Annotated in this window: 12 protein-coding genes; 11 read left to right on the forward strand and 1 reads right to left on the reverse strand. The window is 72.2% G+C overall.

Annotated elements, in window-relative coordinates; all coding sequences use genetic code 11:
* Window positions 1-26: 26 nt before the first annotated feature.
* From infB to ACWEPX_RS02600, 11 genes are all read left to right on the forward strand, one after another.
* A complete protein-coding gene (gene infB, locus ACWEPX_RS02550; protein ID WP_451895720.1) occupies window positions 27-3,062 on the forward strand; it encodes a translation initiation factor IF-2 in 3,036 nt (1,011 codons plus the stop codon).
* Window positions 3,063-3,118: 56 nt separating this feature from the next.
* Window positions 3,119-3,415 (forward strand): DUF503 domain-containing protein, encoded by a 297-nt coding sequence (locus ACWEPX_RS02555; RefSeq protein ID WP_451895312.1) that lies wholly within the window; start codon window positions 3,119-3,121, stop codon window positions 3,413-3,415.
* A 14-nt stretch (window positions 3,416-3,429) separates the two neighbouring features.
* Window positions 3,430-3,888 carry a 30S ribosome-binding factor RbfA gene (gene rbfA, locus ACWEPX_RS02560; RefSeq protein ID WP_451895313.1) on the forward strand — a complete coding sequence of 153 codons (459 nt, stop codon included), beginning with the start codon at window positions 3,430-3,432 and terminating at the stop codon, window positions 3,886-3,888.
* Entirely contained in the window at window positions 3,878-4,813 is a 936-nt protein-coding gene (locus ACWEPX_RS02565) for a TetR/AcrR family transcriptional regulator C-terminal domain-containing protein (protein ID WP_451895314.1), read from the forward strand. The genes rbfA and ACWEPX_RS02565 overlap by 11 nt, the downstream gene beginning before the upstream one ends.
* 567 nt (window positions 4,814-5,380) lie before the next feature.
* Complete coding sequence (locus tag ACWEPX_RS02570) at window positions 5,381-6,373, forward strand: NAD(P)-dependent alcohol dehydrogenase (protein ID WP_451895315.1); 993 nt, start codon at window positions 5,381-5,383, stop codon at window positions 6,371-6,373.
* A 5-nt stretch (window positions 6,374-6,378) separates the two neighbouring features.
* Window positions 6,379-6,846: a nitroreductase family deazaflavin-dependent oxidoreductase gene (locus tag ACWEPX_RS02575; RefSeq protein ID WP_451895721.1), complete on the forward strand. Its 468-nt coding sequence runs from the start codon at window positions 6,379-6,381 to the stop codon at window positions 6,844-6,846.
* A 77-nt stretch (window positions 6,847-6,923) separates the two neighbouring features.
* A complete protein-coding gene (locus ACWEPX_RS02580) occupies window positions 6,924-7,709 on the forward strand; it encodes a hypothetical protein (protein ID WP_451895316.1) in 786 nt (261 codons plus the stop codon).
* A gap of 378 nt (window positions 7,710-8,087) precedes the next feature.
* Window positions 8,088-9,491, forward strand: a complete 1,404-nt coding sequence (locus ACWEPX_RS02585; RefSeq protein ID WP_451895317.1) for an ABC transporter substrate-binding protein — start codon at window positions 8,088-8,090, stop codon at window positions 9,489-9,491.
* Complete coding sequence (locus ACWEPX_RS02590; protein WP_451895318.1) at window positions 9,491-10,435, forward strand: carbohydrate ABC transporter permease; 945 nt, start codon at window positions 9,491-9,493, stop codon at window positions 10,433-10,435. Before ACWEPX_RS02585 ends, ACWEPX_RS02590 begins: the two co-directional genes overlap by 1 nt.
* Before the next feature lie 20 nt (window positions 10,436-10,455).
* Window positions 10,456-11,382, forward strand: coding sequence for a carbohydrate ABC transporter permease (locus ACWEPX_RS02595; protein WP_451895319.1), 927 nt, complete (start codon window positions 10,456-10,458; stop codon window positions 11,380-11,382).
* Window positions 11,383-11,404: 22 nt separating this feature from the next.
* Window positions 11,405-12,514 (forward strand): ABC transporter ATP-binding protein, encoded by a 1,110-nt coding sequence (locus ACWEPX_RS02600; protein WP_451895320.1) that lies wholly within the window; start codon window positions 11,405-11,407, stop codon window positions 12,512-12,514.
* 191 nt (window positions 12,515-12,705) lie between these two features.
* Here ACWEPX_RS02600 and ACWEPX_RS02605 read toward each other — a convergent pair whose 3' ends face one another.
* Window positions 12,706-13,212, reverse strand: a complete 507-nt coding sequence (locus ACWEPX_RS02605) for a CGNR zinc finger domain-containing protein (protein ID WP_451895321.1) — start codon at window positions 13,210-13,212, stop codon at window positions 12,706-12,708.
* Window positions 13,213-13,231: the final 19 nt, after the last annotated feature.

A 13,231-nucleotide genomic window follows, 5' to 3' on the forward strand; every position in this document is an offset into this window, starting at 1 on the left:
GCCGACCTCACCAGATGAGGAGAGCAGTGGCAGGCAAGGCCCGCGTGCACGAACTCGCCAAGGAGTTCGGTGTAACGAGCAAGGATCTTCTCGCCCGTCTGAAGGACATGGGCGAATTCGTGAAGTCGGCGTCCTCCACCGTGGAGGCGCCCGTGGCGCGCAGGTTGCGCGACAGCTACCAGGGCAAGGGCGACAAGGGCGGTTCCGGCGGCGAGGCCAAGCCCGCCGCGAAGCCGGGTCCGCGCCCGGGCCCGGGCGTCAAGCCCGGCCCCCGGCCCCCGGCCCCGCAGCCGCAGCAGGCCGCCGCGGCGGCTCCCGCGCAGGCTGCGGGCAAGCAGGCACCCGCACCGGGCCCGCGCCCGGCCGCGGCCGCCCCCGGCCCGAAGCCGGGCGCCGGTCCCAAGCCCGGGGTGAAGCCCGGCCCGCGCCCGGAGCAGCAGCAGCCCGCTCCGGCCCGCGAGCAGCGGCCCGCGGCGGCGGCGTCCTCGGCGTCGGCTCCGGCCGCCCCGGCCAAGCCCGCTCCGGCCCCCGGCCCCCGGCCGGGTCCGAAGCAGCAGCCCCCGGCGCAGCAGCCGGGCGCCGGTGGGGCCGTGGTCCCGCCGCGTCCGCAGTCGCCCAAGCCCGGTCCGCGCGCCCCGCGGCCCGGCAACAACCCCTTCGGCGTCGGCGCCGGTGCGCCCGCGCCGCGCCCGTCCGGCCCCCGGCCCGGCCCGGCCGGTCCCGGTGGCGGCGAGCGCCAGGAGCGCGGCCCGCGCCCCGGTGGCGAGCGTCCGGCCGCCGCGCGCGGTGACCGGCCCGCTGGCCCGCGTCCCGGTGGCCCGAACCCGGGCATGATGCCCCCGCGGCCCAACCCCGGCATGATGCCGCCGCGGCCCCCGCGCCCGGCTGGCGCTGGCCGCGGTGGTCCCGGTGGCCCCGGCGGCGGTCGTGGCGGCCCGGGTGGCCGTGGCGGCCCCGGCGGCGGTGGCGGCGGCTTCCGCGGCGGCGGTGGCGGCGGTGGCGGCTTCCGTCCCGGTGGGGGCGGTGGCGGCGGCTTCCGCCCCGGTGGTGGCGGCGGCGGCGCTGGCGCCCCGGCCGGTGGTGGCGGCGGCGGGTTCCGCGGCCGTCCCGGCGGCGGTGGTCCCGGTGGCCGCGGCGGCGCGGCAGGCGCGTTCGGCCGCCCCGGTGGTCCCTCCAAGCGCGGCCGCAAGTCGAAGCGGCAGAAGCGCCAGGAGTACATGGAGAACATGCAGGCGCCCAGCGTCGGCGGCGTCCGCCTGCCCAAGGGCAGCGGCGAGACGATCCGGCTGGCCCGCGGCGCCTCGCTGACCGACTTCGCCGACAAGATCAACGCCAACCCGGCTTCGCTGGTGCAGGTGCTGTTCCACCTCGGCGAGATGGTCACCGCGACGCAGTCCGTCTCCGACGAGATCCTGGAGCTGCTCGGCTCGGAGATGAACTACAACGTGCAGGTCGTCTCCCCCGAGGAGGAGGACCGCGAGCTGCTCGACTCCTTCGACATCACCTACGGCGAGGACGCCGGTGACGAGGAGGACCTGCAGGCGCGTCCGCCGGTCGTGACCGTCATGGGCCACGTCGACCACGGCAAGACCCGGCTGCTGGACACGATCCGCTCCTCCAACGTGCACGAGCGCGAGGCGGGCGGCATCACCCAGCACATCGGCGCCTACCAGGTCGTCACCGAGCTCGACGGCAACGAGCGGGCGATCACCTTCATCGACACCCCGGGTCACGAGGCGTTCACCGCCATGCGTGCCCGCGGCGCGAAGGCGACCGACATCGCGGTCATCGTGGTCGCCGCCGACGACGGCGTCATGCCGCAGACGGTGGAGGCGATCAACCACGCCCAGGCGGCGAACGTGCCGATCGTGGTCGCGGTCAACAAGATCGACAAGGAGGGCGCGAGCCCGCAGAAGATCCGCCAGCAGCTGACCGACTACAACCTGATCGCCGAGGAGTACGGCGGCGACACCATGTTCGTCGACATCTCCGCCAAGCAGGCGATCAACATCGACGGCCTGCTGGAGGCGATCCTGCTGACCGCCGACGCCACCCTCGACCTGCGGGCCAACCCGGAGATGGAGGCCCAGGGCGTGGCGATCGAGGCCCACCTCGACCGCGGCCGCGGCCCGGTGGCGACCGTGCTGGTCCAGCGCGGCACGCTGCGCGTCGGCGACTCGATCGTGGCGGGCGACGCCTACGGCCGCGTCCGGCGCATGGTGGACGAGCACAACGAGGACGTCACCGAGGCGTACCCGTCGCGTCCGGTCCAGGTCATCGGCTTCACGTCGGTGCCCGGCGCGGGCGACACGTTCCTCGTGGTCGAGGAGGACCGCATCGCCCGGCAGATCGCCGAGCGGCGCGCGGCCCGCACCCGGGCGGCGCAGAACGCGCAGAAGCGCAAGCGCATCAGCCTGGAGGACCTCGACTCCGCGCTGAAGGAGACCAGCCAGCTCAACCTGATCATCAAGGGCGACAACTCCGGTACCGTCGAAGCCCTTGAGGACGCCCTCACCAAGATCGACGTGGGCGACGAGGTCGAGCTGCGGGTCATCCACCGCGGCGTCGGCGGCATCACCGAGGGCGACATCAACCTCGCCATCGCCGACAACGTCATCGTGATCGGCTTCAACGTCCGCGCCGAGGGGAAGGCCACCGAGCTGGCCAACCGCGAGGGCATCGACGTGCGGTACTACTCGGTCATCTACCAGGCGATCGAGGAGATCGAGCAGGCGCTCAAGGGCATGCTCAAGCCGATCTACGAGGAGGTCGCGCTCGGCCGCGCCGAGATCCGCGAGGTCTTCAAGTCCTCGAAGGTCGGCACGATCGCGGGCTGCCTGGTGATGTCCGGGGAGATCCGGCGCAACTCCAAGGCCCGCCTGCTGCGCGACAACGTCGTCATCCAGGAGAACCTGACCGTCGGCACGCTGCGGCGGTTCAAGGACGACGTGACCGAGGTCCGCGAGGGCTTCGAGTGCGGTCTCACCCTCGGCTCGTACGGCGACCTGCGGGTCGACGACGTGATCGAGACCTACGAGATGCGCGAGAAGCCGCGGTCGTAGCCAGCCGACCGGGGGCGTCCGGCCAGGACGCCCCCGGTCCGACCCACCCCCCACCCATGTATGTAGGCGCTCTGGAGCTGGACGTGCTGCTCGGCGACGTCCACTCGTTGAAGCAGAAGCGGTCCGCCGTGCGGCCCGTGATCGCCGAGCTGCGCCGCCGGTTCGAGGTCTCCGCCGCCGAGGCGGGCCACCTCGACCTGCACCGGCGCGCCGTCATCGGGGTGGCCGTGGCCGCCGCCGACGCCGGGCACGTCCGCTCGGTGCTGGAGGCGTGCGAGCGCCTGGTCGCGGGCCGCCCCGAACTCGAACTCCTGTCCGCCCGGCACCGGCTGCTGGGCCCGGACGACGATTGAGAAGGATCGCAGTCGTGGCCGACGCACCCCGCGCGCGCAAGTTGGCGAAGCGCATCACCCAGATCGTGGCCTCGGCCCTGGAGCACGAGGTCAAGGACCCGCGCCTGGCGCGGGTGACCATCACCGACGCGCGGGTGACCGCGGACCTGCGCGAGGCGACGGTCTACTACACCGTCCTCGGCGACCGCATCGACACCGAGCCGGACATGGCGGGCGCGGCGGCGGCGCTCGACAGCGCCCGCGGTGTGCTGCGCAGCAAGGTGGGCCAGCAGACCGGGGTGCGGTTCACCCCGACGCTGCAGTTCGTCGCGGACACCATCCCCGAGGACTCCCGCCGCATCGATGACCTGCTCGCCCAGGCCAGGGCCGCCGACGCCGAGGTGGCCGCCCTGGCCTCCGGGGCGACCCCCGCGGGCGACCCGGACCCGTACAAGGCGCCGCGGGAGCCCGAGTCCGACGACAGTGACAGCTGAGCGCGTCCCGCTGAGCCGGGACCGCGTGCTGCACGCCGCGCTGGCGATCGCCGACGCCGAGGGCATCCCCGCCCTCACCATGCGCCGCCTCGCCGCCGACCTCGGCGTCGAGGCGATGTCGCTGTACCACCACGTGGCGAACAAGGAAGCCCTGCTCGACGGCCTAGTCGAGGTCATCATGGCCGAAATCGCCGACGCACTCGCCGAGCCCGCGCCGGTCGGCGAGCGGGCGGCAGGCGGCGAGCGGGCGTCGGTCGGCGAGCCAGCGGCGAGCAGCGAACCGGCCGCGGTCGGCGAGCGGACGGCGAACAGCGAACCAGCGGCGGTCGGCGAGCGGGCGGCGAGCAGCGAGCCAGCGGCGGTCGGCGAGCGGGCGGCGAGCAGCGAGCCAGCGGCGGGTGGCGAGCGGTCGGCGAGCAGCGAACCGGCGGCGGGTGGCGACAGGACGGCGGGCAGCGAGCCAGCGGCGGGCGGTGAGCGGGCGTCGGGCGGCTGGCAGGTGGCGATGCGCGCCCGCATCATGACCGCCCGCGAGGTGCTGCTGCGGCACCCGTGGGCGGCGCGCGTGCTGGAGACGCGCCAGTCGATCAGCCCGGCCGTGATCGGCTACTACGACGGCATCCTGGCGATCTTCCGCGCCGGCGGGTTCACCTACGACCTGGCCCACCGCGCGCTGCACGCCCTGGGCAGCCGGGCCTTGGGTTTCGCCCAGGAGCCCTTCGACCTCGACCCAGCCGCCGCCGACGAGGCCGAGGCCGACCTGGAGGAACTGGCAGGCCACTACCCCCACCTGGCCGCAATGGTCGCCGAGATCACCCACGGCGACCCGGCCAAGGCCATGGGCTGGTGCGACCACCAGGCCGAGTTCGAGTTCGGCCTCGACCTAATCCTCGACGGCCTGGAACGCCTGCGCGCCCAAGGCTGACCCATCCCGACCTAGACCCGGATTCCGCGCACCCAGAGCTGACCCCTTCTAAACCTCGGGCCGGGTTCCGTGCATCCAGGCTGACCCCTTCTCAATCTCGGCCGGGATTCCGCGTGCCCAGGGTTGGTTCCTTCTCGACTTCGGCCGGGATTCCGCGCGCCCGGCGCTGACCTCTTCCCCGCTCTCGACCGGGTTCCGCGCGCCCAGGGCTGACCGCTTCCCGCTCTCGGCCGGGATTGCGTGTGCCCAGGGCTGACCGCTTCCCGCTCTCGGCCAGGTTTCCGCGTGCCCAGGGCTGCCCCCTTCCCGATCTCGGCCGGGATTCCGTGGTCCCAGGGTTGGTTCCCTCTCGACCTCGGCCGGCATTCCGCGCGCCCGGCGCTGACCTCTTCCCCGCTCTCGACCGGGTTCCGCGCCCCCAGGGCTGACCGCTTCCCGACCTCGACCGGGTTCCGCGCGCCCAACGCTGACCCCCTCCGCACTCTCACCCCGGATTCCGCCCGCCCATTGACGCCCTTACAGCGTAAGTCTAGCCTTACGTTGTAAGAATCAACGCGAGGGGGCGGGATGAAGGCGATCAGGTTCGACCGCTACGGCGGGGCCGACGTGCTGGGGCTGGCGGACGTGCCGAAGCCGGGGGAGCGGGCGGGTGAGGTGGTCGTGCGGGTGCGCGCGGCGGCGCTCAACCCCGCCGACGTGCACATCATGACCGGCATCCCGTACGTGATGCGCCCGGTCCAGTTCGGCATGCGGCCGCGGGTCGGCGGGGTCGGTGGGGACTTCGCGGGGCAGGTGGAGTCGGTGGGCGCGGGGGTGGTCGGGATCGCGCCTGGCGACGAGGTCTACGGCCGCGTCGACGAGCGCTCGATGCTGCCGGTGATGGGCTCGGTGGCCGAGTACGTGCGCGTCACCCCCGACGCCATCCGCCCGCGGCCCGCCGGGCTAAAGGCGGTAGAGGCCGCCGCCATCCCGCTGGCCGGGATCACCGCGTTGCAGGCCATGCGCGGGGTGCAGGAGGGCCAGCGCGTCCTCGTGCACGGCGCGGGTGGCGGCGTCGGTAGCTTCGCCGTCCAGATCGCCAAGGCGCGGGGCGCGCACGTGACCGGCGTGTGCAGCGGGGGCAGCGTCGAGCGGGTCCGCTCGCTCGGGGCCGATGACGTCGTGGACTACACCGCCGAGGACGTGACCCGGCGGTCGCCGAGCTTCGACCTGGTGCTCGACAACGTCGGCGACCGCCCGGCCACGGCGTGGCGGCGGGTCCTCCTGCCCCGGGCGACCTACCTGGCCTCCTACGGGCGCAGGCAGAACGCCTGGCTCGGCCCGTTGGGCGCGCTGCTGCGGCTGCGGGCGCTGGACCTGGTGGTCGGCCAGCGCATGGTGCCGCTGGTGGCGAAGTGGCGCGGCGCCGACCTCGCCGAGCTGTCTGAATTGGTCGAGGCGGGCAAGCTGCGGCCGCTGATCGACCGCGTGGTGCCGATGGCCGACACCGCGGCGGGCGTGGCCCATCTCGCGGCAGGTCACGCCCGGGGCAAGGTCGTCGTCGCGGTCGAGGAGGCGTGAGCCCGATGTGGATCGTGCTCGGGTGGGTCGTCGGGGCCGTCGCGGTGCTCGGCGTGCTGTTCCTGGTGGCGATGCGGGTCAAGTTCCGGCCGGTGCAGTCCGCCGTGCGCCGGATGAACCGGCGGGTGGTCAACCCGCGCCAGCTCCGCACGGCCGGGCAGCGGGGCGCCTACGCCTCGGTCGTGCGCCACCGGGGCCGGGTCAGCGGCGCGGAGTACCGCACCCCGGTGGTGATGGTGGCCGACGGCGATGGGGCGCTCGTCATCGCGCTCCCTTACGGCCCCCGGACCGATTGGGTACGCAACGTGATCGCCGCGGGCGGCGCGGTCGTCGAGCACGACGGGAAGTCCTTTCCGGTCACCCACCCCGAGTTCGTGGCAGAAGCCCAGGTCGGGAGCCTGTTCGCGGCCGGGGACCAGCGGGCGCACCGGCTGTTCGCGGTGACGGACTTCCTGCGGCTGCGGCGAGCGTGACCTGCGCGCTGCCGCTCCGTAATGGTGCAGACCTATACTCGGCCGCCCGTCGGTTGGCCGAGAGGACCACTGTGGACTTGACGAGACGAAGAGCGCTCGGGTTCGGGGCGTTGCTGCTGCTGGGCGCCTGCGGCAAGCGCCCGGCGCCCGCCCAGGAGATCACCCCGGCCGCGCAGCTCACCGTCACCCCGCCGACCCTGGCCACGCCGTCGCTGAGCGAGCTGGTCTACCGGTCGAGCATCGGCGACGTCCAGGTGATCATCATGCGCCCGCGCGACGTCGCCGGGGAGCTGCCGGTGTGCCTGGCCCTGCACGGCCAGGGCGAGGACGCGCGGCAGTTCATCGACCTGGGGCTGCCGTCGCTGCTCACCGCGACCGCCCGCGCCGGGGTGCCGCCGTTCGCCGTGGTCGCCGTCGACGGCGGCCGCTGGACCGCCGACGCGCAGAAGATGCTGGTCGAGGAGCTGCCGGAGTGGCTGGTGGCGGCCAGCCTCGCGCCGACGCCGTTCGCGGTGATGGGCCTGTCGACCGGCGCCGTCGCCGCCTACACCTACGCCCAGGAGCCCGGCCCGACCGTGGTGGCGATGGTGAGCCCCGCGGTGTTCACCGAGTGGGCCGACGCGGCCGAGTTCGGCCTCATCGACGAGCAGCGCTGGGCCGAGACCAACCCGCTCACCGGCACGTCGAGCGTCCCGCTGGCGATCTGGTGCGGCGAGGACGACGCGCTGGCCCCCGCGGCCAGGAAGCTGGCCACCCACACCGGGGCGAAGTCGTTCTTCGCGCCGGGGCAGGGCCACACCGCGCAGTACTGGACCTCGGTGATGCCCGAGGTGCTGCGCCACGTCGGCGAGTCCATCGGATAGCAGGCGGAATCGATCAAGGCGATTCGGCCGGTGGAATGCGCGTGCGGGCCTCGCGCGCGTGGGCTGCTGCCGAGCCGAATCGTCGGATCGCCCCCTTTGTCCGGTTGCCTGGCGATCAATGCCCATGATTCGATCATGGGATAGCGCCAGGTGGGTGATCGCTCATCTGTAACTTTCCACTACCGGCCGCTTTCTCGACCGATTCGGAAGGCTGGGTCCGGCCGATCCGAAGTGGTATAAACCAATTCGTCGCCCGCCTCCTCGGGTGCCGGATGAAGTACGCCGACAAGATGCTCTGAGTACGACGAACTGCGCACAAATACGCAGCCGATGGGCGGCCCCCGGTCGTCCCGTCGGCGCCTCGATCAGGTGGTGATCATGCGTTCGACCAGGTTGACGGTCATGGCGGCGGCAGCCGTGCTGGCGCTCGCCGGATGCGGCGGGGGCACCGGGGCGGGTGGCGGGGGCGGGGATGCCGCGCTCACCCTCCCGGGCGTCGACGACTACCTCAACGCGCCGTGCCCCGAGGTCGGCACCAAGCCCACCGGCAAGGAGTTCACCTACTGGTCGATGTGGACCGAGGACGAGCCGCAGGGCAAGGTCCTGAGCAAGGCGATCCGCTGCTTCCAGGACAAGACCGGCGTGAAGGTCAACGTGCAGTGGCTCGGCCGCAAGCTGCTCACCCAGAACGTCGCCCCGGCGCTGAACACCGACACCGTGCCCGACCTGTTCGACCAGGACATCAGCCAGGTCCGCGCCGCCGTCGTCGCCGCGGGCGGCACCCAGTCGGTGCAGGACGTGCTCGACTACAAGGTCGGCGAGGGCGACAAGGCCGTCCGCGACGTGATCTCCTCGGGCTACTACGACATGCCGCAGAACAAGCAGGACGACGGCGCGATCTTCTCCGTGCCGTACGAGATCCTGGGCAACGCCTGGTGGTACAACAAGGACCTGCTGCCCGACCTGGCCCCGCCGCAGACGATGGACGACCTGTTCGCCCTGTTCGACAAGGCGAAGGCCGACGGCATGGCCGCCATCGCCCAGGACGGCGACATCAACTTCTACAACGCCTACTTCTTCACCCAGATCGCCGCCCGCTACGTCGGCCCCGGCGGCCTGGCCAAGGCCGCGCAGGACAAGACCGGCAAGGCGTGGACCACCGAGCCGGGCTTCGGCCAGGCCGCCGCGCTGGTCGAGCGGATGGCCACCGGCGGCTACTTCATCGACGGCTGGGACGCCTCGAAGTTCCCGCAGGTGCAGCAGCGCTGGGCCGACGGCGAGGCCGCGTTCCTGTTCGTCGGCTCGTGGGGCCCGAGCGAGACCCGCGAGTACCTGAACAAGCAGGGCGGCGACAAGGGCATCAACTACGCCTCCTTCCAGTTCCCGACCCCCGACGGCGCGACCCACCGCATCGTCGAGCAGCTCCCGATCGGGTTCTCGGTGCCGAAGAAGGCCGCCCACCCCGACGCCGCCAAGGCGTTCATCGCCTACGTGCTCAACAAGGACATCCTCTCCGGCATCCCGGCCGTGGCCGACAACCTCACCCCGCGCCCGGACCTGCCCGTCCCGGACTCGCTCAAGGACGTCAAGGCCGCGCTGGAGGACCCGACCGCGGAGCGCGCGATCTTCATGGACGGCCTCGACGGGCTCGCCGCGGGCAAGTGGGTGGACAACGTGTTCTACCCGCTCAACAACGACCTGCTGAAGGGCTCGATCAGCGCCACCCAGTTCGTCGAGGGGCTGGCCGCCAAGCAGGCCGAGTTCTGGCGGACGGCGGGCTGATGCCCGCGCGGACCCTCCCGGGGGCGGGCGCGCCGTCCGCCTCCGGGGCGCACCTGGTGCGCAAGAAGCGGTTGTTCTGGCCGTTCCTGCTGCCCGCCGTGGGGCTCTACGTGCTGTTCATGGTCGTGCCGACGGTGGCCACGGTCGTGCTGGGCTTCACCAGGTGGCAGGGCGCGGGCGACACCCCGCGGTTCAACGGCGTCGGCAACTTCGCCGAGCTGCTCGCCTCCGACGCCTTCCTGCACTCCTTCCTCAACACCCTGCTCTACATCTTCGTGGCGGGCGTGGGCACGTTCCTGCTGGCCTTCCTGTTCACGATGGTGCTGCGCGAGATGCGCGGCGGGAAGCTGGTGCGGGCGATCCTGTTCTTCCCCAACGTCGTCGCGCCGGTCGCGCTGGGCATGTTCTTCAGCATCATCCTGATCTACCGGCCCAACCGGCAGGGCCTGGTCAACTTCCTGCTGGAGAGCGTCGGCCTGGACGGGGTGAAGTTCCTCGCGCCGCAGAACGTGACGTGGGTCGTCGTGGGCTGCCTGATCTGGGCGAGCGCGGGCTTCTACATCACGATCCTCATGGCCGCCGTCGACCGCATCCCGCCGTACCTCTACGAGGACGCCGACATCGCGGGCGCCTCGCCGTGGCAGAAGTTCCGCAACGTCACCCTCCCGCTCACCTGGGACGTCATCGGGGTGGCTGGCGTGCTGTGGACGATCAGCGCCATCAAGATCTTCGAGCTGGTGTTCGTGCTGGCCGGGCCGGGCACCTACTCCCCGCCGATCGAGTCCTGGACGCTGGGCCTCTACGTCTTCGACCGCTCCTTCGGCACCGCGGGCTCGCCGGAGTACGGCATGGCCTGCGCCGCGGCCGTGGTGATGATCGCGCTGGTGTCCGTCCTCGTCGTCGCGCTGCGCAGGCTCATGCGCCGCGACACCATCCAGTTCTGACAGGGGGTAAGGACGTGACCGTGTCTGCTCCTGAGGTCCCGGCGCCCCGGGCCCGGCGGCCCGACCGCACCCCGCCGCGCAAGCCGCGCCCGGCCCCGACCGCGCGCGGGTTCAGCCCGCTGCGGATCGTGGGCATGGCGTTCGTGTGGCTGTTCACCGCGCTCAACGTGGTGATCCTCTACTGGCTGGTGACCGCGGCGTTCAAGACGCCCATCGAGATCTTCAACAAGCCCTTCCACCTGCCCTACACCTGGTTCGAGCGCGGCGACCCGTTCCGCAACCTGCGCTACGCCTGGGAGAGCGCCGGTTTCGGCAGCGCCTTCCTGGTGACGGTGGTGCTGGTGGCGGTGTCGTCGGTGGTCATCGTGCTGGTGTCCGCGCCCGCGGCGTACGCGCTGACCAGGCTGGGCGTGCGCGGCAGCGGCGCGATGACGAACTTCATCGCCATCGGCATGGGCATCCCGTTCCAGACGCTGGTGATCCCGCTGTTCATCGGCATGGCCGACCTGGGGCTGACCAACAACCTGTTCGGCATGTTCCTGGTGTACGTGGCCCTGTCGCTGCCGTTCACCGTGTTCCTGCTGACCGGCTTCTTCAAGTCGCTGCCCGACGAGCTGGAGGAGGCCGCCGCGATCGACGGCGCCTCCCCGGTCCGCACGTTCTTCCGGGTGATGCTCCCGCTGGCCCGCGGCGGCCTGATCACCGCGTTGATCCTCAACGCGATCGGGCTGTGGAACGAGACGCTGCTGGCGATCGTGTTCCTCACCGACAACGCCAACTTCACCCTGGCCCGCGCGCTGTTCACGCTCTACGGCGCGGCGAGCTACCAGTCCGAGTACGGCGGCCTGATCGCGGGCGTGGCGATCGTCGTGCTCCCGATGCTGGTCATGTACGTCCTGCTGGCCCGCCGGATCATCACCGGCCTGACCCTCGGCGCGGGCAAGTGATCCGGCGCGGAAGGGAGTCCTGATGGCAACCGTCACCTTCGACGGGACCACCCGCTACTACGCGGGCAACCCCACCCCCGCGGTGGACACCCTCGACCTGCAGGTCGCCGACGGCGAGTTCCTGGTGCTGGTCGGCCCGTCCGGCTGCGGCAAGTCGACCACGCTGCGCATGCTGGCCGGCCTGGAGGGCGTCGACGACGGCGCGATCCGCATCGGCGAGCGCGACGTGACGAACCTGCCGCCGAAGGAGCGGGACATCGCGATGGTGTTCCAGAACTACGCGCTGTACCCGCACATGACCGTGGCCGACAACATCGGCTTCCACCTGAAGATCGCCAAGATGCCGAAGGAGGAGCGGGTCAAGCGGGTGCGCGAGGCGGCGGCCCTGCTGGACCTGGAGCCGTACCTGGAGCGCAAGCCCGCCAAGCTCTCCGGCGGCCAGCGCCAGCGCGTGGCGATGGGCCGGGCGATCGTGCGCCGCCCGCAGGTGTTCTGCATGGACGAGCCGCTGTCCAACTTGGACGCCAAGCTGCGCGTGCAGACCCGCACCCAGATCGCCTCCCTGCAGCGCCGCCTGGGCGTGACGACGATCTACGTCACCCACGACCAGACCGAGGCCATGACGATGGGCGACCGCGTCGCCGTCCTGCGCGACGGCATCCTCCAGCAGTGCGACACCCCCATCGGCCTGTTCGCCCGCCCCGCCAACGTCTTCGTGGCCGGTTTCATCGGCTCCCCGGGCATGAACCTCATCCCCGCCGCGGTCTCCGGCGACTCCGCGAAGGTCGGCGGCCTGTCCATCCCCCTGACCCCGACCCAGCGCACCGCCCTCACCTCCGACCGCGTGGTGATCGGCATCCGCCCCGAGGGCTGGACGATCGCCCCCACCGGCATCCCCGCGGTGGTCGAGGTAGTGGAGGAGCTGGGCAGCGACCAATACCTCTACTGCTCCTCCGACCTCCCCCACGTCGAGGTCGCGGAAAGCGCGGAAGAACGCGAAGCCCCCCACACCTTCACCGTCCGCACCCCCGGCATGTCCCCCTACCACCGCGGCGCCCGACTCTCCCTAACCCCCCAACCAGGCGCCATCCACCTCTTCGACGCCGCCACCGGCAACCGCCTCCCCGACTAGTCAAGGTGCGAGCGGCCCGGGATGAACCGCACAGCCACCACCCGGGCCGCTCGTCCTTTCGCTGAATGGCCCTTGGCCCTGCCCGTGCGGAACCGGCTTCTCTATCGGCAGCCTCATCGCGTCTCGCGCCTAATGAACGTGGTGCGTGCCGTTCCGCTCTCACCTCTTGCGGGCGTCGGCTGCTCTGCCCCTCACCCCTGGCTCCGCCGCGCCCGGAATGCGGCGACGTTGGTGCGGTTGGCGCAGCGGGAGCTGCAGAAGCGCTTGGCGCGGTTGGTGGAGGCGTCGAGGAAGTGGTTGCCGCAGGGGCAGCGGCCCCAGCGGTCCAGGCCGTGGCGGACGATGCCCTGGGCCAAACCCCACGCCGCCGCCGCGGCGACCTCCGTCGCCGGGGGCGCGTCCGCGTCCGCCACGTGGACGTGCCAGTTCCCCGTGTGGCCCGACAGCCGCGGCCGGGGCGGGTGGGCGGCGAGCAGGGCGTTGATGCGCTCCAGCACCGCGTCCCCATCCCGGTCCGCCGCGGCATCCAGCGCCGAGCGCACCGCTTCGGCCACCCTGCGCAACGCCGTCAGGTCGGCGTCCGTCGTCCGGTCGGCCCACCAGGGTTCGTCGTGGAGGGCGGCGCGGAGGGCCGGGAGGTCGGTCAGGTCGGCGTTGGCGAGGCGCAGCGCGACGTCGAGGTAATCGGCGTTGTCCATTCCCGGTCCTTACAGCTAC

Source organism: Actinokineospora sp. NPDC004072, from assembly GCF_053604195.1.